Below are 26,193 nucleotides of genomic sequence, written 5' to 3' on the forward strand. Positions count from 1 at the left end.
GCTCCTTGCCGACGCCGACGGCCGAGGTGGCCGTGTAGGCGCTGATCTGGAGGGGGGGAATGCGGGCGGGCATGGCGCTGGCTGGGCGGGGCAAGAGATCGTGGGTCGCACTTCTTCCGAGACTTGTCGACGATATGCAAAGCTTAACAATTGAGGGTGAGGACTCCTGTCAGTGGTGGGCTATGGGTGTCGTCTCCCGAAGAGCCGTCATCGTGGCGCACCGCGAAGTAGCCGCCGTCAGCGCCGTGGGCATCGGCGCGCGAGCAGGTTGCGACATGCGATCGGAGCGAGGTCAAAGACGGCGACGAACATGCCGGAGCTTGCGAGGAGCTTCGCGACGGTCGCATCCGCGGGCTGAACCGCGCGTACGGCGAGACTTGTTCCTGAGACTCAGGTACGGGCGAGGAGGGGGGAGGAGGGGGCAGCCTGTTCCCCGGGTGCGCCGACTCAGAAAGGATCGGAGCGCTCTTCGAAGCTCGCGCACGCGGCGGACAATTGTGATGGTCCCAAAAGCTCAGCATCGCTCGCGCATTCCTGGCCAGCGCCCCGGCCGATGGCTTCGCCAGTCAGAACCTTTGATTGACGGGGGGACGGTCTGGGCACGCTGCAGCTGTTGCAGAGTAAACTGCAGTCGGCCCCCGTCTTAGGTTGCGCCGCCAGCGCGCAATGCCGCCCCTCGGTACCACCGACGCACGGCTCTTGTGAAGCCATGAACGTTAGGCAACTGCGCTACTTTCTCCAAATCGCCGAACTCGGCAGCGTGACGCGCGCTGCGGAGGTCTTGCACATCGCCCAGCCGGCGCTGTCGCGTCAGATGCGCTCGCTCGAAGAAGACCTCGATGCGACGCTGCTACACCGTTCCGAACGTGGTATCACGCTTACGGAGGCTGGGGAATGTCTTCGCGGAAGTGCCGTCGAACTGCTGCGCCATTTCGATCGGGTCCGCTCCGAGGTCCGAGATCGGTCCGGTGACGCCAGCGGTGAGCTCACGATCGCGCTGCCTCCGTCCATGTCGGAGTTGCTCGCGTTTCCGGTCGTACAGCGATTCAGGACCAGTTTTCCTAACGTCTTGCTGAGGGTATTCGAAGGATCAAGCGGAGTCCTCGACGCCTGGTCAATGGTCGCACAGGGCAGGGCCGACCTGGCAGTGGTCGCCTCCGGGGAACCCCTCGCCAGTCTTGAGGCCTTCCCTTTCATCGAAGAGCCAATGTGTCTGATCGGCCCAGCCGAATCAGGTCTTTCCATGGACAAGCCGTTGGCCCTGGAAGATCTTGTCGATCGGCCAATGGTTGCGATGAGCCGCCCGAATGTGGGACGCATGATCGTGGAAAGCGCGATGGCCGAACGGAATTTGCGCCTCAACATTGCGATGGAGGTCAACACTCGGCAACTGGTGTTGAGGGCGGTGGAATCGGGCTTGGGGTTCACGACCCTGCCGGTGTGCTCCGGGAGCGACCTGCTTGAGCGTGGTGCCATCTCCATGGCACCCATCAAGGACGTGATGATCTCCTGGCTTCTGATAAAAGGCCGCGAACAAGGTTTGTCCGTTGCGGGCCAGCGCATGCAACTCATGCTGCGGCAAGTCGCCCATGAGCAGATATCAGGCGGTCGCTGGCCACTTGCCAGACTGAAGGGGTTCATCCCGTCAGGGACGGACGTTGCTCGCCTGCCTTGACGTGACACCGGGATCGGCATGGTCGCCATGCCGAGAAAGCATTTCCGCCGCCATTGCCTCGTTGCTAACCTCTTCTCCAGTCTAATTACTACTAGAGGAGACAGTCGTATGAACAGGCGAAACATGATCGCCGGGTCGCTGGCGTCGATGCTGGGAACCCAACTGCGCGCGCAGGGCGGCAACGGCTATCCGCACCGTCCGGTAACGCTCATTTTCCCCTTTCCCCCTGGATCGCCGGGGGATGCGGAAGCGCGAGAGATCGGCATCTCGATGCAGAAGGCGACTGGTCAGCCGCTCGTCATGGACTATCGCCCCGGCGCAAGCGGCATTATCGGCACGCAGCTCGCCCAGCGAGCTGCACCGGACGGCTACACGCTGCTGTACGGCTCGACGACATCGATCGTGACGGGACCCGCCGTCACCATGAAGTCCCCCTATAGCGGGACAACCGACTTTGAGCCGCTCACGGGAATCGGGCGGATCGACGGGCTCCTGGTTGTGCCGGCCAATTCCAAGTACCACACGGCGCAGGAGCTTGCCGAAGCGCTCAAGGCAAATCCAGGCAAGTTGAACTACGGCACGATCGGGCCCGGCTCGATGTCGCACCTGATCGGCGAGCTCTACCTGCGGACCGTTGGCGCGAAGGCGACGCCTGTCGCGTACAAGGGAACACCGCAGGCCTTGCAGGCGCTGGTTGCCGGAGAAATCGACTTTCTCGCGGACAGTGTGGCGTCAGCCGGCGGCCTCATCGACGCTGGAAGGGTTCGTCCGCTGGCGGTGGCAACCAGCAAGCGCCTGTCACAGTTGCCTGATGTCCCGACACTCACTGAGACCGGACTCAAATTGGTACTCGGGGTGTGGCTCGGGTTGTTTGCGCCGAAAGGGACGCCTCGCTCGGTGCTGGATCAATGGGCGCTATGCGCGAGCGACTATCTGCGCGACGCGGACGTGCGTTCAAAGTTGCTTGCGAGGGGGATAGAGCCGACTCCGAGCACGCCCCAGGAATTTGCGCGTCAGGTTGCGGCAGACGAGGCGCAGTGGCGGCCGCTCATCAGGTCGTTGAACATCCAGACTTGAGAGTTTCGAGTCCGAATACAGCGGGCGACCTTTTGGTCGCCCGCTTTTTTTTGCCTTTCCGCCCATCGCATACACGCCACTGTCCAGGGCATGCCAGCCATGCCACGACAGTATTTCCCGAGCGGGCATGCAATTCCTATTCTTGCCGGCATGGAAAGACAAAAAAGGACGACGCAATGAACCCAATGAAAGAGACTGAAGCTGCCGCGATCATCGACGCCATCGTTGTGGACTGGGACGTCCCCATCACGATGGATGATGGAACGGTTCTGCGTGCCGATGTTTTTCGTCCGGTGGAGGAAGGGCGCTATCCCGTACTGCTGAGCTATGGACCCTACGGCAAAGGACTGGCCTTCCAGGAGGGCTATCCGGCTGCTTGGGAGGGCATGGTCCGCAGCCACCCCGATGTGGCAGAGGGATCCAGTGGCCGGTACCAGAACTGGGAGACGGTCGACCCCGAGAAATGGGTGTGCGATGGTTATGTGTGCATCCGCATCGACAGCCGCGGCGCCGGTCGCTCCCCCGGATTGTTGGATCCCTGGTCAGAGCGAGAGATCAGCGACATTTGCGAGTCGATTGCTTGGGCTGCAGCACAGCCATGGAGCAGCGGCAAGGTCGGCATGAACGGGATCTCCTACTACGGCGTGAACCAGTGGTTCACTGCATCGCGCCGTCCTCCGTCGCTGTCGGCGATCTGTGTCTGGGAAGGTGCAGCCGACATCTATCGGGACGCAGTGCGCCACGGTGGCATCCCTTGCACGGCGTTGTGGAAGTCCTGGTACGGACCGCAGGTCGTGAACGTCCAGCACGGCGCCGGTGACCGCGGGCCGCGCAGTCGCGTGACAAGTGAGCTGGTTGCGGGTCCGGAGACACTGGATGACGAGACTCTTCGCTCTAACCGAGTGGACCTTGAGCACGAGCTGACGAGCCGACCCCTCCCGGACTCGTATTTCGAGGCGCGGTCGGGACGATGGGACTGCGTTGACGTACCGCTCCTCTCGGCGGGCAATTGGGGAGGGCTCGGCCTGCATCTGCGAGGCAATATCGAAGGGTTCACGCAAGCGAGCTCGAAGCAGAAGTGGCTCGAGCTGCATGGCGGCGATCACTGGTCTTCGTTCTACATCGCCAGTTCGGTCGCTCTGCAAAAGAGGTTCTTTGATCACTTCCTAAAAGGAGCTGACAACGGCTGGGACGCCGAACCTCCGGTGAATCTGAACATCCGGCACGTGGACCGGTTCGTCGCTCGGAAGGAGCAGGCATGGCCCATTCCGGACACGCGATGGACCCCGTATTACCTGGAGCCGGGGCAGGCGGCCCTTGGCAGCTCCGTCCCGGTGGACAACGCTTCCGTCACCTACGAGGCCCTTGGGCCGGGCTTGGTATTCATGCTGCCGCCCTCGACCAGTGAACTCGAGGTAACGGGCCCCTTGGCAGCTCGCCTCTACATTTCTTCCGAGACCACCGACGCGGATCTCTTTCTCACCGTTCGCCTGTTCACGCCCGACATGAAGGAGGTCACCTTCCAGGGCGCCAACGACCCTAACACGCCGATCGCGCAAGGGTGGCTGCGTGCGTCGCACCGGAAGCTGGACGCGGATCGTTCCAAACCCTGGCGCCCCTGGCATGCGCACGACGAGATCCTTCCACTCGTGCCCGGCGAAGTTTATCCAGTCGACGTGGAGATCTGGCCGACCAGCATCGTCGTCCCCCCGGGCTACCGATTGGCGCTGAGCATCCGTGGCAAGGACTTCGAGTACGCGGGCCCACCCGTGATGGCGTTGCACCCCGCACACGAAATGCGAGGCTGTGGAGCGTTCGTTCATGACAACGAGCGGGACCGTCCGCGGTCAGTTTTCGGGGGGAAGGTAACGATCCACACCGGCCCGTCGCACCCGTCATCTGTCCTTCTGCCCGTGATCCCGACGCGGGCGTGATTCATCTGTCCTGGAGACTACTTTTGTGAAGCAACAGCGAGTAATCATCAGCTGCGCGGTGACAGGCGGCGTGCATACGCCCACAATGACGCCGCACCTGCCGATCACCCCCCAACAAATCGCGGATGCAGCCGTGGGCGCTGCCGAGGCTGGCGCCGCCATCATCCACTTGCACGCGCGAGACCCCGTTACGGGGCGGCCGGACCAGTCGCCGGAAGCATTCGGCAAGTTCTTGCCGCAGATCAAGGAGCGATGCGACGCGGTGATCAACATCACCACGGGCGGTGCGCCCGGCATGGCTGTAAGCGAGCGCATTCGGCCTGTGATCGAGTTCAAGCCGGAAGTCGCCTCGCTGAACATGGGGTCGATGAACTTCGGCATGTATCCCATGCTGGAGCGCTTCAGCAACTTCAGGTTCGATTGGGAGGCTCCGTTCCTGGAGAGCACCCGCGACCTCGTGTTCAGGAACACCTTCAAAGATATCGAGCACATCCTGGGGGTGGGGTCCGAGGCGGGCACGCGTTTCGAGTTTGAGTGCTACGACACCGCGCACCTGTACAACCTTCGACATTTTCTGGACCGTGGAATGTTGAAGGCCCCTCTCTTCATTCAATCTGTCCTCGGCATTCTGGGAGGGGCGGGGACGCACCCGGAGGATGTGATGCACATGAAGCGGACAGCCGACCGGCTGTTCGGCGATCAGTACCACTGGTCAGTGATCGGAGCAGGCGCCGCGCAGATGCGAGTGGCGGCGCAGGCGGCAACGATGGGCGCAAATGTGCGCGTCGGCCTGGAGGACTCGATCTGGCTTGGCCCCGGCAAGCTGGCTGAGTCGAATGTGGATCAGGTCCGGGCCGTGAGAAAGCTGATCGAAGGATTGGGGCTGGAGATCGCGTCTGCCGAGGAGGCCCGCGAGCGCCTGCACCTCAAGGGCGCTGCAGGTGTCAACTTCTGAAGGAACGAATGTGTCGAAAGTGCTTGTTGTGACCGGTTCCAGCCGGGGTATCGGTGCCGCGATTGCGCTCCTCGGGGCGAAAGAGGGGTACGGGGTTGCGGTGAACTACCGCAGTGATCGTGATGGCGCGGAAGCGCTCGTCCGAAATATTGCGCGCCAAGGAGGCAGGGCCGCTGCGGTCTGTGCGGATGTGTCGACCAGTGCCGGAGCCGCGAAGCTTTTCGCCGAAGTCGATGAGACATTGGGCAGCGTCTCCGTGCTGGTGAACAACGCCGGCATCTCCGGCAGCCGGTGCGCTATCGATGCAATCGACGAGGACAGGCTGCAGCGGATCTTCGAGACGAACGTGTTTTCCGCCTTCTTCTGCTCCCGCGAAGCGGTCAGGCGCATGAGCCGCACCAGCGGAGGCGAAGGCGGATCGATCGTGAACATCTCATCGGCTGCGGCACGGCACGGCGGTATGCCCGAACTTGCTCACTATGCGTCCACCAAAGCCGCGTTGGACGGCATGACCATCGCGCTGGCCAAGGAGCTCGGGCCGCAGGGCGTTCGGGTCAACAGCCTTCGACCGGGTGTGATCGTCACCGAAATGCACGATGAGTTCGGAGGCGCAAAACTCATCGAAAGCATTGCGCCTACGATTCCGATGCAACGCCCGGGCACGGTGGACGAAGTCGCTGAGGCTGTGCTTTGGCTGGCGTCGGAACGCTCATCGTACGTCCATGGTGCTGTCATCGATATCACGGGCGGAAGATAAGATGCTCTTCGAGATGCGGACCTACCAGGTGCTGCCGTCCCGCCTGAAGGACTACCTCAGCATCTACGCAGAGAAGGGCAAGTCGCTTCAGTGTGAAGTCCTTGGGCACTTGGCCGGGTGCTACATGACCGAGGTCGGTGACCTGAACCAGGTGATCTTCATTTGGGGGTTCAGTTCGTTCGAGGACCGTGTGCGCCGGCGTGGCGCGCTCGCCGCGCTTCCTGCGTGGCAAGCGTACGTCGCACAGGTCGCTCCTCTCTTCGTCCGTCAGGAGAGCAGGCTGCTGATGCCGGCAGCTTTCGGCGAGGCTGCGCCGATGAAGGACGAGATGCGGCATTCGCGGGACGTCGGTTAAGCGATGCCGCGCCCGCTTGTCGCCGCACTGGTGTGCGGCAGTCCCCACCGTAACCACGATTTTGATTTCGCGCGGCTGCGGCTCGCCCAGGCTCTCTACGACGCTCACGGCATTCGCACCGATTGCTACAACGACTATGAGGAGTCGGCCGACCTCCTCGGAGTTGACCTGCTCGTCAGCTACACGTCGCAGGTACCGGTGAGTGAAAAAGCGAGTGCAGCGATCCGGCGCTTCCTCGATCGAGGCGGGCGCTGGTTCGCGTTGCATGCGACCAATTCGGTCGCGGGCAATCAGGCGATGCCGAGCATCCTCGGCACACGCTTCATCTCACACCCGAAGTACATGACCTTCCCGGTCAAAGTGACGCGGCAGGAAGAGCCGCTGCTACAAGGCATCCGCGATTTCGACGTGTCCGACGAGCTGTATTGCATCGAGGATGTCACCAGAGACCTCGACGTGTTGCTCCACGCGAACTGGGGCGGTGAAGCGTTCGGCGGCATTCATTTCGAGGAGGCCGATCGCCCGATCCTCTACCGCCGGGCAGTCGGCGATGGCGGCGTACTCTATCTCGCGCTCGGCCACGCCAACCGGCCCTATGACAAGCCTTTCCCGCACCTGCCCGATCAGCTCGACCATCGGGGCCCCTGGGACCTGCCGATGTTCCAAGAGCTGGTGAAGCGTGGCGTCGAATGGGCGGCACAGCGGCGCCCGTTCTGATCACACCCCGCCGCTCGTGCCCGGTCTTTCGAGCGGCGAACCTTGCAACCATTCAACTCGGCGTTCAACGTGGAAGAAAAAATCTCGGATGAGTCGCTCCAACTGCGCTCTGTCGTCACTCATGGAGGACAGGTTGTGCTTTCCCTTGTCAGAGAGCCGCTGGCAGCCCTGAAGCCTGAAGATGTGCTCATTCGCGTCGAGGCCGCTCCAATCAACCCGTCCGACATTGGCGCGATGCTTGGCGCCGCGGACCTCAGTCTGGCGTGGACTGCAGACGGTGCTGCTGGGCCGGAACTTGTGGCGCCTGTACCTGCAGCATCCCTGCCGGCGATGCGATCGAGCAGGGCTGCTTCCATGCCGGTCGGTCTCGAAGGGGCAGGTACGGTCGTGGCGGCAGGAAGTTCACAGGCTGCGCAGTCCTTGATGGGGAAAACGGTTGCAGCGATGGCCGGGGGCATGTACGCGCGCTATCGTTGTGTAGCGGCGGCAGAATGTCTCGTGCTCCCCGAGGGCACCAGTGCGGTAGAGGCTGCCTCCTGCTTCGTCAATCCCCTCGCCGCGTTAGGGATGGTGGAGACGGCTCGCAGGGAGGGCCACACGGCGATTGTCCAAACGGCTGCTGCCTCGAATCTCGGACAGATCCTTCTTCGAATCTGCCTTGCTGATGGTGTCCCGCTCGTCAACGTGGTGCGGTCGCAGCAGCAAGAGGAACTCTTGCGCGCGCAGGGCGCCCGCTACGTGTGCAACTCGAGTTCCGGCGATTTCAGAGATCGACTTGTTGACGCCATTGCGGCCACGGGGGCAACGATTGTCTTGGACCCCATTGGAGGGGGTAGCGGCGGGCAGATTTTGAGCTGCATGGAGGTGGCCATCAGCCGCCGTCCCGGTCAGGCAGCCTCCCGCTACGGCTCCGAAGTTCTTAAACAGTTGTATGTGTACGGCGCTCTCGATCCTCGCCCCATCGAGATACCGCGCGACATCGGTGCTGCATGGGCCGCTGGCGGATGGCTTCTTCTGCGGTACCTCAAGGTGACGCAGCCGCAAATCCTCGACAGGCTCAAAGCTCGGGTTGCCGCAGAAGTCAAGACCACGTTTGCGAGCCACTACGCCCGAGGCATTTCGCTGAAGGAGGTCATCTCACCGGAGGTCCTCAAGGTCTGCGCACATCCCGCGACAGGAATGAAATTCCTGATCGAGCCCTGGAAAAACTGTTGACCGAGCCGTCGGAAATGCCGAGCTCGGATCCGCTGGCCGCAAGAGTGCACGGCCTCCGTCAACTTGAGATGGGAATTCTCCGCGTCCGGGCGCGCCACGCGTTGGTCGAAGTCCTTCGGAGATCACGACCGGGCTCAACTTCCTTGCGACTGAATAGGTGACATCCATGGACACTCCGCTCTTCGACCGGGACCTTCCCCGGACCTCCGCGAACTACGCGTCGCTTTCTCCCTTGCCATTCCTCCAACGAAGCGCCGAGGCATATCCACAGCGCTTGGCCATCGTGCACGGGAACCTGCGCCGCACCTGGTCCGAGGTGTACGTCCGATGCCGACGGTTGGCCTCTGCGCTTCAGCGGCGCGGCATCGGCAAAGGGCAGACGGTGGCGGTCATGCTGCCCAACACGCCTGCGATGGTCGAGGCGCACTTCGGCGTGCCCATGGCCGGCGCGGTACTCAACACCCTCAACACGCGGCTGGATCCCCAAAGCATCGCCTTCATGCTGGACCACGGCGAGGCCCAAGCGGTCATTGTTGATATGGAGTTCGCGCCGGTGCTAAAGAAGGCATTGGCATTGCGTAAGAGTCACTCGCCGCTGCTGCTGGTGGACGTCGATGACCCACTCTACGCCGGACCAGTGGAGCGCATCGGCGAGTTGACCTATGACGTGTTCGTTGCCGAGGGCGATCCACACTTCGCCTGGGATCTGCCGCAAGACGAGTGGGATGCCATCGCCCTGAACTACACCAGCGGCACCACCGGTAACCCCAAGGGCGTCGTCTACCACCACCGTGGCGCGGCATTGAACGCCGTGTCGAATATTCTCGAGTGGGACATGCCCAAGCACGCAGTCTACCTCTGGACGCTGCCGATGTTCCACTGCAATGGCTGGTGCTTTCCCTGGACTATCGCGGCGCGCGCCGGGGTTAACGTGTGCCTGCGAAAGGTCGATGTCGACGCGATGGTGGACGCGATCCGCGAGCACGGGGTCACGCACTACTGCGGCGCGCCGATCGTGCATTCGATGCTCGTCAACGCGCCCGACGAACTGACGAGAAAACTGCCGCGCGGGGTCAAGGCGATGGTGGCCGGCGCGGCGCCGCCTGCCTCGATGATCGAGGGCATGGAGCGGCTCGGCTTCGACCTCACCCACGTGTACGGCCTGACCGAGGTTTACGGCCCGGCAATGGTCTGCCCGAAGCACCCTGAATGGGACGGAATGGACATCGGCGAGCGCGCGCGGCTGAACGCCCGCCAGGGCATGCGCTACCACCTGCAGCAGGGCGCCATCGTGATGGATCCGCAGACGATGGTGCCCGTACCATGGGACGGCGTCACCATGGGCGAAATCATGTTCCGCGGCAACATTACGATGAAGGGCTACCTTCGGAACCCGAAGGCAACGCAAGAGGTGTTCGCCGGCGGTTGGTTCCACACGGGCGACCTCGCTGTGCAGTACCCGGACGGCTATATCAAAATCAAGGACCGCAGCAAGGACATCATTATCTCCGGCGGGGAGAACATCTCCTCGATCGAAGTGGAGGATGTCCTGTACCGGCATCCAGACGTGCTGGCTGCCGCGGTGGTGGCCAAGCCTGATCTCAAATGGGGCGAGTCACCGTGCGCTTTCGTCGAGCTCAAGGCGAGCGCGAAGCTCGTGCCCGAAGACATCATCGCGCACTGCAAGAAGCACTTGGCCGGGTTCAAAGTACCGCGAGCTGTGGTCTTCGGCGAACTGCCCAAGACCTCCACCGGCAAGATCCAGAAGTTTGAGCTGCGACGGCTGCTCGAATGAACCGGCGCCGAGCTCGAAGATGGTCGCGAAGCTCGTTGACCGTCGAGCGCCTGGGGCCGCGGTTCTGGCGTCGCCCCTGGACTGCGGCCTGTCTTTAGCACACCGCGCCGGTTGCGGTTGACCGTGCGAAGTTCGAGTCGTTCACCCGCGCTGCCGCCCACCTCAGTTCCGGGATCGTGACACCCGGATCGGCATGGCCTCCATGCCGAGAAAGCATTTCCGCCGCTATTCCCTCGTCGCTAACCTTTGCTTCAGTCACATCATCAATGGCGAAGACGGTCGCATGAACAGGCGAAACATCGTCGCGATGAGCGACATTGCCTGCGCGGCCAGTTCATCGCCGAGCTGCTTTCTTCGTCTCGACATCTTGAGAAGAGGCCAGATGAAATTGCCGTCCTTCGCTCTTGTTCGGGGCCTCCTCTCGACGACTTGACGCAACCCGGCGCGATGCGCTGCCCCACCCAACCCCCCACCAACAGAGATCATCCATGCAACATCTATCCGACCCCGCCGAAGCCTTAGCGGCGGCGCTGCGCGACGCCGAGCATCAGCGCTCCCCCTGCACGCCGTTGCGGCACCAAGCCGAGTCCCTCGGCTGGTCGGTGACTCAGGAGAACGCCTATACCGTGCAGCGCATCAACGAGGCGCGCCGCATATCGAGCGGCGATCGCGTCACGGGCCGCAAGATCGGGCTTACTGCCGCCAGCGTGCAGCGACAGCTTGGCGTAGACCAGCCGGACTACGGCGCGCTCTGGAGCTCCACGGCCTTTGGCGACGGCGCGGAGATTCCGCTGACCGGCTTTATTCGGCCCAAGCTGGAAGCCGAAGTCGCGATCGTGCTCGACAAGGATGTGACGGCCGCCGACGCAACCTTGGCCGACCTCTTCGCGGCCACGGCCTATGCGGTGCCTGCGCTCGAAATCGTGGACAGTCGCATCGCGGCCTGGGACATACACCTGTTCGACACCATCGCCGATAACGCATCGGCCGCCGGCTACGTACTGGGCGCGGACCCGAAACGACTGGATCGGCTGAGTCTGCGCGATGCCGGCATGACACTGACCGAAGACGGCCGCAGCGTGAGCCAGGGCAGCGGCGGCGAGTGCATGGGCCATCCCTTGAATGCTGCTGTCTGGCTGACGCGGCAACTGGCCCGGCTCGGCACCCCGCTGCGCGCCGGCGATGTCGTACTGACCGGGGCGCTCGGACCGATGGTGACGATCACTGCGCCCTCGTTCTTCGAGGCGCATATTGAAGGTCTCGGCCGCGTCGCGGCGCGGTTCGCGTGAACATGCAAGGAACCTTCATGAACAAGATCAAAGCTGCCATCATCGGCAGTGGAAACATCGGCACCGATCTGATGATCAAGGCCCTGCGCGGCGCACGGAACCTCGAGGTGGTCGTGCTAGCCGGCATCGATGCAAACTCCGACGGCCTCGCGCGTGGGCGCCGCCTCGGCGTGGCAACTACCGACCAGGGGGTCGAGGGCCTCGCGCGACATCCCGCCTTCGGCGACATCGACATTGTGTTCGACGCAACCTCGGCTGCCGCGCACGTCCGCAACGACGCCTTCCTGCGCGAGCGCAAGCCGGCCCTCCGCATGGTGGACCTCACGCCGGCCGCCATCGGTCCCTACTGTGTCCCTGTGGTGAACCTTGAAGAACACCTGGACGCGCTAAACCTCAACATGGTCACATGTGGCGGTCAGGCGACCATTCCCATCGTGCATGCTGTCTCGCAAGTGGCGACCGTGCACTATGCCGAGATCGTCGCGTCGGTGTCGAGCCGCTCTGCGGGCCCGGGCACGCGGGCCAACATCGACGAGTTCACGGAGACCACGGCCCGCGCTATCGAAGTTGTGGGAGGGGCGAGGCGGGGCAAGGCCATCATTATTCTTAACCCTGCAGAGCCGCCACTGCTGATGCGCGACACCGTCTACACGCTGAGCGTGGGCGGTGACGAGGCCGCAATCGAAGACTCGGTGCAGGCCATGGTGGCGGCCGTGGAGGGGTACGTGCCGGGCTACCGCCTCAAGCAAGCCGTGCAGTTCGAACACATTCCGCCCGGGCAGGCGCTGCAGATTCCCGGCGTGGGAGGGCTCGCCGGACTGAAGACTTCCGTGTTCCTACAGGTTGAAGGCGCGGCGCACTACCTGCCGGCGTATGCGGGCAACCTCGACATCATGACCAGTGCCGCGCTCGCGAGCGGCGACCGCATCGCGGCGCGCCTGCTGGCCACCCGTGCCATGGCGAACGCGTGAGGAGAATTCCATGAATGACAAAAAGATCTACATTTCTGATGTGACCCTGCGCGATGGCAGTCACGCCATCCGGCACCGGTACACCGTGGAGCAGGTGGCGCAGATCGCGGCCGCGCTCGATGCAGCGGGCGTTGACTCCATCGAGGTCGCCCACGGCGACGGGCTCGCCGGCTCCAGCTTCAATTACGGCTTTGGCGCACACACCGACGTCGAGTGGATCGCCGCGGCGCGCAATGCCGTTCGTCGGGCGCGCATCGCCACCCTGCTCGTGCCAGGCATCGGCACCGTGCACGACCTGAAGGCCGCCCACGCGGCCGGTGCCAGCGTGGTGCGCGTGGCGACGCATTGCACGGAAGCCGACGTCGCAAAGCAGCACATCGAGACCGCGCGCGAGCTTGGCATGGACACCGTCGGCTTCCTCATGATGAGTCACATGACCAGCGCGGCAGAGCTCGCGCAGCAGGCGCTGAAGATGGAAAGCTACGGTGCCACCTGCGTTTACGTCGTCGACTCGGGCGGAGCCTTGGGCATGCAGGACGTGCGTGACCGCTTCCGCGCCCTCAAAGACGTATTGCGCACGGAGACGGCGACCGGTATGCATGCCCACCACAACCTCAGCCTCGGCGTAGCCAACAGCATCGTAGCCGTGGAGGAAGGCTGCGATCGCGTAGACGCGAGCCTGGCTGGAATGGGCGCCGGCGCCGGTAACGCGCCGCTCGAGGTCTTCGTGGCCGCGGCCGAGCGGCTGAATTGGGATCATGGCTGCGACGTCAAGGCGCTGATGGATGCGGCCGACGATATCGTGCGGCCATTGCAAGATCGGCCCGTTCGGGTAGACCGGGAGACTCTGTCGCTTGGCTATGCCGGTGTCTACTCCAGCTTCCTGCGGCATGCGGAAGCCGCCGCGTCACGTTACGGCCTGCCGGCCGTCGAGATTCTGCTCGAACTTGGACGGCGCCGTATGGTTGGCGGTCAAGAAGACATGATTGTGGACGTCGCGCTCGACCTCGCGCGGTCGCGTGACGCCGACTCCGCTACCGATGTCGCTGCGGCAGTCGCCTGATTGCCGGAGATTCCCGCACGACTTTCTGTCCATTCCCTGAACCTGCGTCACGCTCTCTTCCACGAGTGGCTGTCTCGAGCAAGCCGAGCAGGTCATTTGCATGTGGCCGCGCGGCACGCTACCAACTGTACCCAGCGGTCACATAGACGCTGCGACGCTCGCCGTAGTAGCAGCCGGTCGACGACAGGCAGGTCGCCACATAGGTCTTGTCCGCAAGGTTGGACACGTTCAGCGCCAGGCGCAGGCCCTTGAGCGACGGGCGCCAGCGCCCGAGGTCCCAGCGCAGGGCCGCATCCATGAGGGTCACACCGGGCACGCGGAACTGGTTCGCGGCATCGCCGTAGGTGGTGCTGATGCGGCGCACGCCCGCGCCCAGCGACAGCCCGGGCGCGATCTCCATCGGAAAGGCGTAGTCCAGCCACAGGGCCGCCTGGTGCTCGGGCACATAGGGGAAGCGCTTGCCCAGGGTGCTGGCGCCCGACGCGTTGGCGTTGGCGCGCGTGACCCGGCTGTCGGTGTAGGCATAGGAGGCGATCACATCCAGGCCGCGCGCCAGCGGTGCCTTGGCTTCCAGCTCGAGGCCGCGCACACGCACCTCGCCGGTCTGCTCGCTGAACGATCGGCTCAGTGGATCCGGGGTCAGCACATTGCGCTGCGTCAGCTCGTAGACGGCTGCCGTCACCATGGCCTTGGATCCGGCCGGTTGGTACTTCAGGCCGGCCTCGATCTGCCGGCCCGTGGTGGGCTCGAAGGGATTGCCCTGCCGGTCGGTGCCGGCGGCCGGCTGGAACGAGGTGCTGTAGCTCAGGTAGGGCGCGAAGCCACTGTCGAAGTTGTACATGAGCGCGGCGCGCCCGGTGAACTTGTCGTCGTGCTGGTCGACGCGTGCAATGCGCGCCGTCGCGGTCGTCAGCGTGCGGGTGTCGGTGTCGGCCTTGTCGTAGCGGCCGGCCAGCACGAGGCTCCAGCGGTCCAAGTGGATCTGGTCCTGCAGGTAGAAGCCGGTCTGGCGACGCTTCTGGTCGATGTGGGTCGCGACGCTGGGCACCGCGCCGGAATCGGTGCCGAAGACCGGGAGGTAGGCGTTGAAGGGCCGCGTGATGATGCGCAGGTTGGTTTCGTCGAACGCGGACTTCTCATTGGAGAAGTCCACGCCGGCGAGCAGCGTGTGCCGCAACGTGCCGGTGGCGAAGTCCGCCTGCAGCTGCGTGTCAGCGGTCAGCAGGCTGGCTTCCTCGGGGAATGCCCATGCGTAGCGCAGCAGCGAGGACGGGTTGCAGGCCGCCAGGCAGACGGCCTGAATGCGTTGGGTGTACGCGTCGACCTTGCCGTAGCGCAGGTTCTGGCGCACGGTGAAGGTGTCGTTGAAGCGGTGTTCGAATTCGTAGCCCACGAAGCGCTGCCGGTTGCTGAAGCGGTCGTAGCCTGGCTCGCCGACGAAGGTGCGCGTGGGCAGCGCAGCGTAGCGGCTGGTGTCGAGGGTGCTCGCGGCGGGCAGTGCCGGCGCGCCGCCGCCGCCGGGAGAGTCGAGCGACTGCCATTGGCCGAGCACCGTGAGACGCGTTGCGCTGGAAGGGCGGAAGGTCAGCGACGGGGCGAAGTAGGTCTTGCGCTCGGAAACGTGGTCGTAGGACGTGTTGGCCTCTCGGTGCAGCGCGACCAGCCGGTAGCTCCAGACGCCATCGGCATCGATGGCACCGCCGAGATCGAGCGCGGCCTGGCGCCGGTTGTGGCTGCCGAACTGCAGCTCCACCTCGCGCACCGGCTCGAGCGTGGGGCGCTTGCTGACCATGTTCACCAGCCCGCCAGGCGTAGCCTGCCCGTAGAGCACCGACGACGGCCCCTTGACGACCTCGACGCGTTCCAGCCCCCAGGGCTCGATGCGCGGCTGCGAGTAGCCGCGCGCGCCGAAAGGCAGGCGCAGGTTGTCGAGGTAGCGCGCGGGCGGCGTGAAGCCTCGCAAGGTGAGCCAGTCCAGGCGCAGGTCGGTGTTGCCGTATTGAGCGACGATGCCCGGCGTATAGCGAAGGCTCTCGACCAGCGTGGTCGCGCCCTGCGCGTCCATCTGGTCGCGCGTCACGACGGACACCGACTGCGGCGTCTCCATCAGGGGCGTGTCGGTCTTGGTGCCCGAGACGCTGCGCCGCGCGATGAAGCCGGACACCGGGCCGGTGCCGGTCTCCCGGCTCGCCTGGGGCTCCACGACGACCGCCGGCAGCGACCCGGCCGATGGCTGACCCGCGGCCGACGGGCTGGCGGGGCGCGACGCATCGCGCTGCAGGGAGTAGATGTTGTCGCCCGTGCGAGTCGCCCGCAGGCCGCTGCCCTGGAGGGCCGTGGCGAGCGACTCCTGCAGGGTGAAGCGTCCGCGCAGGCCGGGGCTGTCGAGCCCGGCGGTGAGGGATGCATCGACCGACAGCAGGATGCCCGACTGGCTGGCGAGCTGCGTGAGGACGCCGGCCAGCGGGCCGGGCGCGAGGGCGTAGTCGCGCGCGGCCTGTTCCGCGGGCGACTGGGCGAGCGCCGGGTTGGCATGCAGGACGATGGCGGCGGGCAGGATGGCGAGCGCCGTGCCCAGTGCGCGCGCCGCGAGGGTGGTGCGACGCAGGCGCGAGCGGGGCGGTCGTGCGGAGCGCACGCCATGGAGGGAAGGAGTCGAAAGGTCGCGCATGGAGGCTTTGAGCAAATGGAAGGGTTGGTACCTTCCTTGCCACACGACGGTCGCAAAAGGGGAACCTCCGCCGCGATTCTTTTTTTCAGTGGCGGTTGTCGGGGCCCTGCGCGGGCTCGATGGTCACCCACCATGGCAGCACGCGGTTCACCCGTACCGGGAGGGTGGCTTGAAGCGCCGCGAGGATCCGGTCGGTGTCCGCCAGCGGATAGCTGCCCACGATCCGCAGGTCGCGAACGGCCGGGGCGCAGGCGAGGTGGCCGCGCCGGTGGCGGGCCAGCGCATCGATGAAGTCGCCCAGACGCATGTCGTTGGCGACAAGCTGGCCGCGCGTCCAGCTGTCGCTGCCCGCGTCCGCCGCCGCAGGTGCTTCGACGCGGTCGGCGAACAGCCGGGTCTGTTCATTGGCGCGCAGCGTGAGCGACGGCCCGCCCTGGGCGGGCTGGGCGCGCACCGCGCCTTCGAAGACCGTGACGAGTGCCGAGCCGGCAGCGTCGCCCTCGCCCTGCACGGTGAAGCGCGTGCCCAGCGCCGTGAGCCGTCCTTGGGCGACCTCGACCACGAGCGGTCGGTCCTCCCAGGCTGGGTCGTGTCCCGTGGACACCAGCACTTCGCCGGCATGCAGGAGGATGCGCCGATGGGTGGCCGTGAAGTCGACATCGACCGCCGACGCGGTGTTGAGCCAGAGCCGGCTGCCGTCTTCCAGCGCGATTTCGCGGCGTTCGCCGGTCTGCGTGCGGTACGTCGCCACCCATGCGCGCCAGGGCAGTTCGCGTTCGAGCAGCCAGCCGGCCACGCCGGCAACGGGCAGCAAGGCCAGCACGCGCAGCGCGCTGCGACGGCGGCGCGTGGCCGTGGCCCGCGTGTCTTCGAGGATCTGGCGCGCGGGGAGATGGCGCACGGACGAGAAGTCCCGGGACACGGCCTCGACCTGCTGCCAAGCGGCACGCGCACCGCCATCCTTGCGCAGCCATGCTTCCCAGCGCAGCCGGTCGCTCGCGGTGGCCGATTCGGACTGCAGCAGGGCGAACCAGGTTGCCGCCTGCTGCAGATGTTCGAACGTCGCCCGGGGCTGTTCCGGGTGCGCCGAGACCGCGGTCATGGCTCCTGCGCGAGAAGAAGGCACTGCAACATCGCCTGGGCCATGTATTTCTTGACCATCCGATCCGACACGCCGAGTTCGAGCGCGATCTCCGCGTAGGTCCGACCGTCGATCTGCGACAGCAGAAAGGCCTTGCGCGCCTTGTCGCTCAGCGTGTTCAGCATGGCGTCGATGCGGCACAGCATTTCCACCGCGATCATTCGCTCCTCGGGGGAGGGGGCGAAGAGCTCGGGCTGTGCGGCGACCGCTTCCGCCCAGGCGCGCTCCACGTCGGCGCGGCGCCAGTGGTTGACGATCACGCCGTGGGCGAGCGTGCGCAGGAATGCGCGTGGCTCGCGCACCTGCGCCAGCTCGCGCGAGGTGATGAGCCGTACGAAGGTGTCGTGCGCCAGGTCCGCGGCCTGGGAACTGCCGCTCAGCCTGCGCAGGAACCAGCCGAGCAGCCACCCATGGTGCTCGCGGTAGATGCTGTCGATCAGCGCGGGGGCTGGCAGGGGGGCGGACATGGGAGCACGAAGGCGTGACAAATAGGAATGGTTCTTATTCTAAAGAATTACATCCACCGGCATGCCGATGCCGTCGTCGAAGGTTGAAAATCAACTAACGGCGTGGCGCGTTAGCGCATCGGGCTCGATCACCGTTGCGCCAGTACCTCTTGCCGCCAAAGGGGGGGGCAGGATCGGCTGTCGCCGACACGCGCCGTTCAGATTGCAGTCTCACCCGGTGACGTCAGGCCGCAAGCGTACTTAAAGCGCAATCGACTACGCGTGTCGTATTCGAGTACTGCATTTATCGCGATTGCATCGTTTAGGCTGCCATGCCCACCAAGAGGTGCCGGCGTTCGGCGAGATTTCGGCCGCCCCCAATCACCGGACGCGCGGGGGGCCATGGGAACTCCGCGGGAACGCTGGTGCAACTGCCCGGATGCGCTGAAAGTTGATAAAGTATTACCCATGACTACCGCGAGTTCTTCTTCGTCCATCGCGCCCACGCCGGTCAAACTCGACCCCCAGCTCAAGGGCCGGCTCAAGCGTCTGGCCGAGGCGCGCCACCGCGCGCCGCACTGGCTCATGCGCGAGGCGATCGCGCAGTATGTGGAGCGGGAGGAAAAGCGTCAGGAGCTTCATGAACAAGCGGTGGCCGCCTGGGATGAGTTTCAGCAGACGGGTCTGCACGTCACGGCCGAAGAAGTGAGTGCTTGGTTGGACAGTTGGGGCACGGACAACGAGCAGCCTGAGCCTGAATGCCACAAGTGAGGTTCGCGCCTGCGGCGCTGCGCGACCTGCAGCGTTTGCGTGAGTTCTTGCGTCCGAAAAACCCGCAAGCAGCGCGGCGCGCTGCTCTAAGCATTCTGCAGGGCGTGAAGGTGCTGGGTTTGCAGCCGTTGATCGGACGGCCGCTGGAGGATTTGCCGTCTGAGTATCGCGAGTGGGTGATCGACTTCGGTAGCGGCGGTTACGTATCGCTTTACCGGTACGACGAAGACATTGATGTGGTCACGGTACTGGCTCTGCGTCATCAGCGCGAGGCCGGCTACTGACCCAGCGAATTCTGGTTTAGGGCGACTTGCTGACTCAGTGAATCTTGGATGTTGTTTGGGCCGTCGGCAAGGCCTGCCTCTTGTCCACGACTGTTTGCTCCCGCTGGTTACGGGGGCATGACGGGAGTGGATAGCGGCATTGGAATGAGGTGCCCTGCCTTGGCGGCAGTGGCATCAGCACCTCACGAGCTCGCTCAGAACTCATCAATCGTGTGAGATCTCGCTGCGCCGAACCAGGCCTCCCCATCTGACGCGAGCGATCAAACCATCTCGCGCTGGATGCGCGCGACCTCGCAGTTCTTCGCGGTGACCGATACGCAGCGCGTGCTGTCGCCATCGGGGCGGCGGCGGTCAATACAGCCCCGCGATCCGTGCAAAGCCGGCGGGTTGTACCATCGCCTTCTTGTGATTCCCTTAAGCCGCACCAGCCCACACCGCGGGTCGGCGCGCGGCCCAAGGCATCGTCTGTTCCAGTTGCCCGGCCAGCCGCAGCAGCAGGTCTTCGCGCGCAAACCCTCCCATGAACTGGATTCCGATCGGCAGTCCGGTATCGGGGTCGACGCACAGCGGCACCGACATGGCCGGCGTACCTGCGACATTGGCTGGCGGCGTGAAGGGCGTATGGCGGAAGACCCGCGCGGTCCAGTCGAGGCCGCTCATGCGCTCGGCGCCTTCGCTGTAGTTGCCGAGCGCGCCCGGCATCTCGGGCAGCGTGGGGGTCATGAGCACGTCCATGTCGTCGAACCAGGCGCCCACCGCGCGCGATACGGTGTTGCGGACCTCGAAAGCCGCCGCGAAATCGACAGCACGTGCCTCCTGGCCGTAGCGGTAGTTGGCAAGCGTCGAAGGCTCCAGGGTGCTCGCAGCGATCGGGCGCCCCGTGGCGGCGGCGAGCCCGTCGATCCAGCGTACGAGCGTTGCGCACCAGATCTGCGCGTTGGCATGCACGAAGGCTTCCCACGAGACCCCCAGCACGGGCGCCACCTCCTCGACGCGATGACCGAGCGACTGCAGATGGGCTGCGACGTCGCGCGCGGCCTGCGCGATGGGGTCGGCCGTCTGTACGCCATTCCAAGGATGCAGCATGAGCCCGATGCGAAGCCTGCCGGGATCGCGCCCGACCTGAGACAGGAAGCCTTCGGCAGGCGCCGGCGTGTAGTACGGATCGCCTTGGGAATAGCCCTGTACGGCATCCATCAGCGCGGCGCTGTCGCGCACGGAGCGGCTCAGACCCAGTTGCACGCCCAGACCGCCAAAGACTTCATCAAGCGCCGGCCCGTTTGAGGTGCGCCCGCGCGTCGGCTTGAGACCGAAAAGCCCGTTGTAGGCGGCTGGAACCCGGATCGAGCCGGCCGCATCGGTTGCGTGCGCGATCGGCACGATACCTGCCGCCACCGCGGCGCCCGAGCCGCCACTGGAGCCGCCCGCGCTCAAGGTGGGGTTCCACGGATTGCGGGTGGCGCCTTGCTGCACCGACTCGGTTTCGGTGCTGAAGGCCATCTCGGGTGTGGTCGTGCGCCCGACGGTGACCAGACCGGCACGCCGGTAGTGGCGCATCAGCAGCGAATCGTCCGCGGCGACCAGCCCATCGGCGAGACGGCTGCCAAGTTCGCAGCGCCGTCCGGCCATCTGGATCGCAAGGTCCTTGATGAGAAACGGCACGCCTGCGAGCGGACCGTTCGTGGCCTTAGCCGTGGCGAGATCCACCTCTTCGGGCGTCCACTGCTCGACGACGGCATTGACGGCGGGGTTGACCGCATCGGCCGCCGCGAGGGCCAGGGCGGCGAGTTCGGCCGGCCGGACGTCGCCCTTGGCCACCAGGCGGGCCAGGTCGACAGCGTCGAAATTCGCGTATTCGCTCAAGTTCATGGTGTTCTTCCGTGGCAGTGAAGCACCGAAGATAAGCAGGGGCGGCCAGTTTGATTAGCCCATCGAAGTGGCAAGAATTGGCCCATGGATGGGACAATGTGCACCGATGCCATTGAAGAGATCGCCGCCATGAGAAGAGATGTGAACGACACCCTCGTGTTCGTGCGGGTTGTGCAGGAAGGCAGTTTCACCGCGGCGGCGCATGCGCTGCAGATACCGAAGACGACGGTCAGCCGACGGGTCCTCGAGCTCGAAAAGCATGTGGGCGCGCAGTTGCTGAGGCGCACCACGCGCAAGCTCAGCCTCACCGAGGCCGGTGCGATCTACTACGAACACTGTCGAGGCATTGCAGCGACGCTGGAGCATGCAGAGGGAGAGGTCCACAAGCTGCGCGACGGCCCGCGCGGCTGGCTCCGCTTGACGATGCCCTATTCATTCGGCGTCGACTGGATTGCTCCGCTGCTGCCAGGCTTTCGTGCGCGCTACCCAGACGTGAAGATCGAGATCGTGGCATCGCATGCGACGCTCGACCTGGTCGAGTCCGAGATCGACATCGCGCTGCGCCTGGGCGAACTGCCCGACTCCAGTCTCGTCGCGCGCCGGCTCGCGAGCTTTCCGTCGGGTGCTTTCGCGAGCCCTGCCTACGTCAAGCGCGCCGGTCTTCCCCCATCGCCGGAGCAACTGTGCGACCACCGCACACTCACGTTGCATCAGGCGCGTCGTGACGTGGGGTATGTGTGGCCCATGCGCAAGGGCACGGGCAAGCCGCGCGGGTTTCTCGTCCATCCCGTCATCGTCGCGAGCGATCCATTTTTCCTGCATCCCGCGCTGCTGCAGGGCGAAGGAATTTCCTTGGCGATGGAGATGAGCATGGCGGCCGACGTGAAGGCGCGCCGGCTTGTGCGCGTGCTTCCCGGGTGGTGGGGACCGCCGCAGGAACTCAATGCCCTGTCGTCACGCGAGCATTTGCCGTCGCCAAAGGTGCAGGCATTCATTGCCTACCTGAAGGAGCAACTGCGCTTCCCTTTGGCCGATGCAGGCCAGTCCAGTGCTTTGCGCAGACCTCCACGACTCATCACCTGAGCGACCCGCCAAGAAGAGAGAACGCCAAGGGCACGATCACTCAAGGCTTCGGTGGCTGATATCGGTTGGCATAGTCCGCTGACATCAGCGTCACGAGTGTCGGCCATTTTCGATCCCAGAATGGACCGGCGGGAATGCTTGACGGATCGATTGCATCGGCGACACGGATGCCGAATCTTTGCGCCACTTTTCTGCCTGCGTCATCCAACGCCATGCGCTCAATCTCGGTGATGTACGGCTGTATGGGACTTCGCGTCGACTCGCCGTGACCTTGCTTGTCCCGGGCCTCTGTCCGTACGAATTCGCGCGCCACGTCTATCGCCAAGGCCAACTGCATTTCACCTTTGATGCCCTGCTTCTCCGTCAACGCGTAGATGTTGGCCAAGCGCGATCTAAGAACGTGCAAAGGGTGCATCACTAGAAAAGATTGGCCGTCCACCGCCGCATGTACGGCGCGCGATCGAACGTCTTCCTCGGCAATCCCGATCACACTGTCGATGACGTCGACATTGACGAACTCGTCGTCGCTGATGGGGCGAACGGCTTGCCCGACAAGGGCCGTCAAGGCTCGACGGCTCGGAAACAGTGCTTGTCCGTGGATGACTTCGGCCATCCGCTCAACCAGTGCACGCCCATGGGTCGCGACCGCAAGGAAATCCGTGTCGCTGGAGATCGCAGCGTGCCCGCTCGGTATGACCAACTCGTATCGCAAGACCCAAAATGCCAACGCTTGGCCGCCCACGAGCACCATGTCTTCGCCGGCCGCTGCAAGCAACCGGTTGACGATGTCAGGCGGAGTGATGGCCTCCTTCTTGCCCTTGATATCGATCACCACGGCTGCGGCTCACCGAACGCATTCTCAGGAAACTCCAACTCGGCTCGCGCGACAAGTTCGGCCGGAAACGCAAACAGAGTCTGCGGGTGACGCTGGCCACGCTCGACCTCGCGTGCGAAACGCTGGTGACGGCGCATGATGCTGGCAGAGTTTTCCGTCTGTGCTGCAAGAAGGGCAATGTCCGCCGCCATACCCAGTTGCGCAAGGATGCGCATGTAGGTTCCCATTGTCACGGCGGGCTCGCCACGCTCGGCCGCACCGAGCGTCGTGCGAGAAATGCCAAGTTCGCGAGAAAAGCTCAGCGCTGTCAGCCCGCGGGCACGGCGCACAGACGCCAACCGCTCGCCGAACTGGCGCAGCAGTTCACTGGAAGTCGGGGAATCAAGTTGGATCGCAGCGGGCATGGTGTCCATTATTTTAGTCAAAGCCTTATAATTTGTCTAAAATAGTGAACACACTTTGGTTTTTCTAGCTCATCGAGTCTGGTAAGCACAGGACGACTACTGGGCCGTCCAGCCCCCATCCATGGCCCAGGCAGCGCCGCGGACTTGATCCGCGCTGGGCGAACACATGAACACGGCAAGTTCGGCCAACTGCTCGACGGTGACGAAGTCCAGCGAAGGTTGCTTCTCGCCGACCATCCTGACCCGCGTCTCATCGACCGAGGCGCTGTCGAGCCGGGCTCGATCGTCGATCTGCTTTTGTGCCAGAGGCGTGAGCGTTGCCCCAGGGCAGATCGCGTTGCAGGTGATGCCGGTCGTTGCGGTCTCAAGCGCAACGGCCTTGGTCAATCCGACGATGCCATGCTTCGCCGCCACATAGGCCGACTTCTGCGCCGAGGCCACCAGGCCGTGGGTCGATGCCACGTTGATGATTCTTCCCCAGTTGGCGGCGCGCATGGCTGGAAGTGCCAGTCGCGTGGTGTGAAAGGCGCTCGAAAGATTCACCGCGATGATTTCGTCCCATCGTTGGACTGGGAACGCCTCGACGTTCGCCACATGCTGGATCCCCGCGTTGTTGACCAGTACGTCGACGCGACCGAAGCTGGAAGCGCAAAACTTCATCAGGTCTTCGATCTGTGCGGGGTCTCGCATGTCGGCCTCATGGCGCATCGCTCTGGCACCGCTTGCCAAAATTTCGCGTTGGGCGGCGTCGATGTCGCCGAGCCCGTTGAGAACGATGTTCGCGCCTTGACGCGCGAGCGCCTTCGCGATGGCCAGGCCAATGCCGCTGGTCGAACCCGTGACCAGGGCTGTCTTTCCTTCGAGCTTCAATTGCTTCTCCTATTGCACGCGCAGCTGAGTTGAAGAGGTGTTTCCGCGGGCATCTTTCCCTCGCCAAACACCGGCAAAAACGACCTAGGTAACATCGTTATCCTAAGCGAGGTGTCGAACTTAGGGAGGTCGAAACGGGTAAGGGTTTGACCCTAGATAGGCAGAAGGTAACTTCGTTACCATGCCGGGTAACAACGTTACTCACGACTCGAGACATGACCAAAAACATCGACGCGAAGGCGAAGACGCAAGGGCCGACACCCTTTGCGAGCGAACGCATCATTCCCGATCATCTGCGCGATCGGCTGTCGCCCGTCGTGATGGAGACGTACGCCGCCGGCGATTTCCACCGTGCCGATATGCGAACGATCGCACGCGAAGCCGGGATGAGTTTCAGAACGATCTACAGCTACTTCGGGGACAAGGAGTCGCTGCTGTTCTGGTTTATCCAGCATTGGCTCGAAGGTCTGTATCCGGCGTCATTCGAGCCGCTCGAAGGAGAGGGTGACGTCAGGACGAGGCTGCTCGGCGTGCTGCAGATGCATCTGGAGTTCTACGAGAGGAACCCCGGTGTCGGCCGCATCATCTTCATGACCGTTCCGCTCGAGCGCTGGATGCGCGACCCGAGCTACGCGCAGCCCGGGATGATGAAGCGCCTGCTGCACACGATCAATGAGGCGCAACGGCAAGGCGAACTTCGAAGCGACATCGACAGCCGAGTGATGCTCGATGCCTTCAACGCCATCTTCAACCGGGCCTTCCTGATGTGGGAATACCGCCGTCGAAGCTATTCCCTTTCGGCGCAAGCGGCGCCGCTGATGTCGATCCTCTGGGGCGGAATCATGGCGCCGGTCAAGAGACAGGACTCGGCATCACCGCTCTCGGCGAAAGCACCTGCGCGAAAAAAGACGGTGAAGTGAAGACCGGCACCCAGCCGCATCGCGCAATCAACCCCAAAGAAAAACAGGAGACATACATGAAAGCATCGAGTTTCGATTTCTCCCGACGACACCTCTCGACGGCGCTGATTGCGCTCGCGGGAGCGATCGTTCTCGGCGCACCCGAAGTGCGCGCGCAACCCGCATCCGACAAGCCGCTGCGCATCATCGTCTCCGCCCCCGCGGGCGGAGGCTCGGACATCGTCGCTCGCATCCTGGGCGACGGGCTTCAGAAGGAATTGCGCCAGGCGGTCGTGGTCGATCCCAAGCCGGGTGCCGGTGGCGCGATCGCGGTCAACGACCTGATGCACTCGCCGCAAGATGGATCGACGGTGCTGGTCGGCATCAGTGGCATGGTCTCCGAGGTGCCGCATATCCTGAAGCTGAAGATCGATATGGCGAAGGAGATCAAGCCGCTCGCGGAGTTCGCGCGCTTCGGCCTGGTGCTGGTCGGCCACCCATCCGTGCCTGCCCGGACCGTGGCCGAGCTCGTCAGCTACGTGAAGGCGAATCCGGGCAAGGTCAGCTACGCCTCGTACAGCGCCGGAACGGTCGCGCACGTGGCGGGCCTGAAGCTGAACCAGGCCGCCGGCCTGGACATGACGCACGTTGGCTACAAGGGATCGGCGCCCGGCCTCACCGACGTCATGGGCGGGCACGTGCCGCTGATGTTCGACGGCATGTCGACGGCACTGCCGATGATCAAGGCGAACAAACTGAAAGCATTCGCGGTGACTCTTCCGGAGCGTTCGCCGGCGTTGCCCAACGTGCCGACGTTTCGCGAGCTCGGCTATCCGGGCATCGAGACGGTGGTCTGGATCGGCCTGTGGGTCACGCCGAGCATGCCGGCCGACGCGCAGGCGCGTCTGCGCCAGGCAACGCTCAAGGTGATGGAACAAAAGGCCGTGCGCGACCGACTCATCGAATACGGCTTCGGCGTCGGTCAGCCGCGCACCCCGGAGGAACTGGTGAGTTCCTTGCAAGCCGACTTCGAGAAGAACGGCGAGATGCTGCGAGCCATCAACTTCAAGCCCGAGTAATCGTCGCGCTGCCGCCCGCGAAAGCGGGGGCGGGCACT

24 protein-coding genes are annotated in these 26,193 nt (G+C 64.2%); 17 read left to right on the top strand and 7 right to left on the bottom strand.

The features are described 5' to 3' along the window. Positions 1-709: 709 nt before the first annotated feature. The 12 genes from ACODT0_RS39010 to dmpG all read left to right on the top strand — a co-directional run bounded on the left by ACODT0_RS39010 (position 710) and on the right by dmpG (position 13,803). Complete coding sequence (locus tag ACODT0_RS39010) at positions 710-1,675, top strand: LysR family transcriptional regulator (protein ID WP_203206421.1); 966 nt, start codon at positions 710-712, stop codon at positions 1,673-1,675. A 108-nt stretch (positions 1,676-1,783) separates the two neighbouring features. Further along, a complete protein-coding gene (locus ACODT0_RS39015; protein ID WP_203206422.1) occupies positions 1,784-2,752 on the top strand; it encodes a Bug family tripartite tricarboxylate transporter substrate binding protein in 969 nt (322 codons plus the stop codon). A 176-nt stretch (positions 2,753-2,928) separates the two neighbouring features. Continuing rightward, the gene (locus ACODT0_RS39020; RefSeq protein ID WP_261206564.1) at positions 2,929-4,686 is read left to right on the top strand and encodes a CocE/NonD family hydrolase; all 1,758 of its coding nucleotides are present in this window, start codon (positions 2,929-2,931) and stop codon (positions 4,684-4,686) included. 25 nt (positions 4,687-4,711) lie between these two features. After that, a complete protein-coding gene (gene kce / locus ACODT0_RS39025; protein WP_203206424.1) occupies positions 4,712-5,641 on the top strand; it encodes a 3,5-dioxohexanoate:acetyl-CoA acetone transferase in 930 nt (309 codons plus the stop codon). A 10-nt stretch (positions 5,642-5,651) separates the two neighbouring features. After that, positions 5,652-6,398 carry an SDR family oxidoreductase gene (locus ACODT0_RS39030; protein ID WP_261206562.1) on the top strand — a complete coding sequence of 249 codons (747 nt, stop codon included), beginning with the start codon at positions 5,652-5,654 and terminating at the stop codon, positions 6,396-6,398. 1 nt (position 6,399) lies between these two features. Beyond that, on the top strand, positions 6,400-6,753 hold the full coding sequence (locus ACODT0_RS39035; protein ID WP_209542299.1) for an NIPSNAP family protein: 354 nt from the start codon (positions 6,400-6,402) through the stop codon (positions 6,751-6,753). Positions 6,754-6,756: 3 nt separating this feature from the next. After that, positions 6,757-7,470 (top strand): ThuA domain-containing protein, encoded by a 714-nt coding sequence (locus ACODT0_RS39040; RefSeq protein ID WP_261206556.1) that lies wholly within the window; start codon positions 6,757-6,759, stop codon positions 7,468-7,470. A 42-nt stretch (positions 7,471-7,512) separates the two neighbouring features. Next, entirely contained in the window at positions 7,513-8,685 is a 1,173-nt protein-coding gene (locus ACODT0_RS39045) for an alcohol dehydrogenase catalytic domain-containing protein (RefSeq protein WP_261206554.1), read from the top strand. A gap of 166 nt (positions 8,686-8,851) precedes the next feature. Then, positions 8,852-10,480 carry an acyl-CoA synthetase gene (locus tag ACODT0_RS39050; protein ID WP_296734666.1) on the top strand — a complete coding sequence of 543 codons (1,629 nt, stop codon included), beginning with the start codon at positions 8,852-8,854 and terminating at the stop codon, positions 10,478-10,480. 488 nt (positions 10,481-10,968) lie between these two features. Further along, positions 10,969-11,769, top strand: a complete 801-nt coding sequence (locus tag ACODT0_RS39055) for a 2-keto-4-pentenoate hydratase (RefSeq protein ID WP_261206547.1) — start codon at positions 10,969-10,971, stop codon at positions 11,767-11,769. Positions 11,770-11,786: 17 nt separating this feature from the next. Then, on the top strand, positions 11,787-12,740 hold the full coding sequence (locus tag ACODT0_RS39060) for an acetaldehyde dehydrogenase (acetylating) (protein WP_209542296.1): 954 nt from the start codon (positions 11,787-11,789) through the stop codon (positions 12,738-12,740). A 10-nt stretch (positions 12,741-12,750) separates the two neighbouring features. Then, entirely contained in the window at positions 12,751-13,803 is a 1,053-nt protein-coding gene (gene dmpG, locus ACODT0_RS39065) for a 4-hydroxy-2-oxovalerate aldolase (RefSeq protein WP_203206431.1), read from the top strand. Between the two features lie 118 nt (positions 13,804-13,921). Here the strand turns inward: dmpG and ACODT0_RS39070 are convergent, their stop codons facing one another. The 3 genes from ACODT0_RS39070 to ACODT0_RS39080 all read right to left on the bottom strand — a co-directional run bounded on the left by ACODT0_RS39070 (position 13,922) and on the right by ACODT0_RS39080 (position 18,082). Further along, entirely contained in the window at positions 13,922-16,441 is a 2,520-nt protein-coding gene (locus tag ACODT0_RS39070) for a TonB-dependent siderophore receptor (RefSeq protein WP_479668646.1), read from the bottom strand. A 118-nt stretch (positions 16,442-16,559) separates the two neighbouring features. Beyond that, on the bottom strand, positions 16,560-17,576 hold the full coding sequence (locus ACODT0_RS39075; RefSeq protein WP_413764893.1) for a FecR domain-containing protein: 1,017 nt from the start codon (positions 17,574-17,576) through the stop codon (positions 16,560-16,562). Then, positions 17,573-18,082, bottom strand: a complete 510-nt coding sequence (locus tag ACODT0_RS39080) for a sigma-70 family RNA polymerase sigma factor (protein ID WP_413764892.1) — start codon at positions 18,080-18,082, stop codon at positions 17,573-17,575. Before ACODT0_RS39080 ends, ACODT0_RS39075 begins: the two co-directional genes overlap by 4 nt. Positions 18,083-18,529: 447 nt before the next feature. Between ACODT0_RS39080 and ACODT0_RS39085 the strand changes: the two genes are divergently transcribed. Both ACODT0_RS39085 and ACODT0_RS39090 read left to right on the top strand, forming a co-directional pair. Beyond that, the gene (locus tag ACODT0_RS39085; RefSeq protein WP_261206535.1) at positions 18,530-18,832 is read left to right on the top strand and encodes a CopG family ribbon-helix-helix protein; all 303 of its coding nucleotides are present in this window, start codon (positions 18,530-18,532) and stop codon (positions 18,830-18,832) included. After that, positions 18,820-19,116, top strand: coding sequence for a type II toxin-antitoxin system RelE/ParE family toxin (locus ACODT0_RS39090; RefSeq protein ID WP_057596818.1), 297 nt, complete (start codon positions 18,820-18,822; stop codon positions 19,114-19,116). The genes ACODT0_RS39085 and ACODT0_RS39090 overlap by 13 nt, the downstream gene beginning before the upstream one ends. Positions 19,117-19,530: 414 nt before the next feature. Here ACODT0_RS39090 and ACODT0_RS39095 read toward each other — a convergent pair whose 3' ends face one another. Further along, positions 19,531-20,985, bottom strand: coding sequence for an amidase (locus ACODT0_RS39095; RefSeq protein WP_261206531.1), 1,455 nt, complete (start codon positions 20,983-20,985; stop codon positions 19,531-19,533). A gap of 96 nt (positions 20,986-21,081) precedes the next feature. On the opposite strand from ACODT0_RS39095, the gene ACODT0_RS39100 reads away from it, so the two are divergent. Next, positions 21,082-22,068: a LysR family transcriptional regulator gene (locus ACODT0_RS39100; RefSeq protein ID WP_314733627.1), complete on the top strand. Its 987-nt coding sequence runs from the start codon at positions 21,082-21,084 to the stop codon at positions 22,066-22,068. Positions 22,069-22,108: 40 nt separating this feature from the next. Here the strand turns inward: ACODT0_RS39100 and ACODT0_RS39105 are convergent, their stop codons facing one another. The 3 genes from ACODT0_RS39105 to ACODT0_RS39115 all read right to left on the bottom strand — a co-directional run bounded on the left by ACODT0_RS39105 (position 22,109) and on the right by ACODT0_RS39115 (position 24,177). Next, the gene (locus ACODT0_RS39105; protein ID WP_261206529.1) at positions 22,109-22,903 is read right to left on the bottom strand and encodes a hypothetical protein; all 795 of its coding nucleotides are present in this window, start codon (positions 22,901-22,903) and stop codon (positions 22,109-22,111) included. Next, positions 22,897-23,307 (bottom strand): helix-turn-helix domain-containing protein, encoded by a 411-nt coding sequence (locus ACODT0_RS39110; RefSeq protein ID WP_261206527.1) that lies wholly within the window; start codon positions 23,305-23,307, stop codon positions 22,897-22,899. The genes ACODT0_RS39105 and ACODT0_RS39110 overlap by 7 nt, the downstream gene beginning before the upstream one ends. Positions 23,308-23,403: 96 nt before the next feature. Next, a complete protein-coding gene (locus ACODT0_RS39115) occupies positions 23,404-24,177 on the bottom strand; it encodes a 3-hydroxybutyrate dehydrogenase (protein ID WP_489043783.1) in 774 nt (257 codons plus the stop codon). Between the two features lie 215 nt (positions 24,178-24,392). Between ACODT0_RS39115 and ACODT0_RS39120 the strand changes: the two genes are divergently transcribed. Then, the gene (locus ACODT0_RS39120; RefSeq protein WP_489043784.1) at positions 24,393-25,097 is read left to right on the top strand and encodes a TetR/AcrR family transcriptional regulator; all 705 of its coding nucleotides are present in this window, start codon (positions 24,393-24,395) and stop codon (positions 25,095-25,097) included. Beyond that, positions 25,094-26,155: a Bug family tripartite tricarboxylate transporter substrate binding protein gene (locus ACODT0_RS39125; protein ID WP_489043785.1), complete on the top strand. Its 1,062-nt coding sequence runs from the start codon at positions 25,094-25,096 to the stop codon at positions 26,153-26,155. Before ACODT0_RS39120 ends, ACODT0_RS39125 begins: the two co-directional genes overlap by 4 nt. The last annotated feature ends 38 nt before the right edge of the window (positions 26,156-26,193 follow it).

It is taken from the genome of Variovorax sp. FG153 (genome assembly GCF_057809595.1).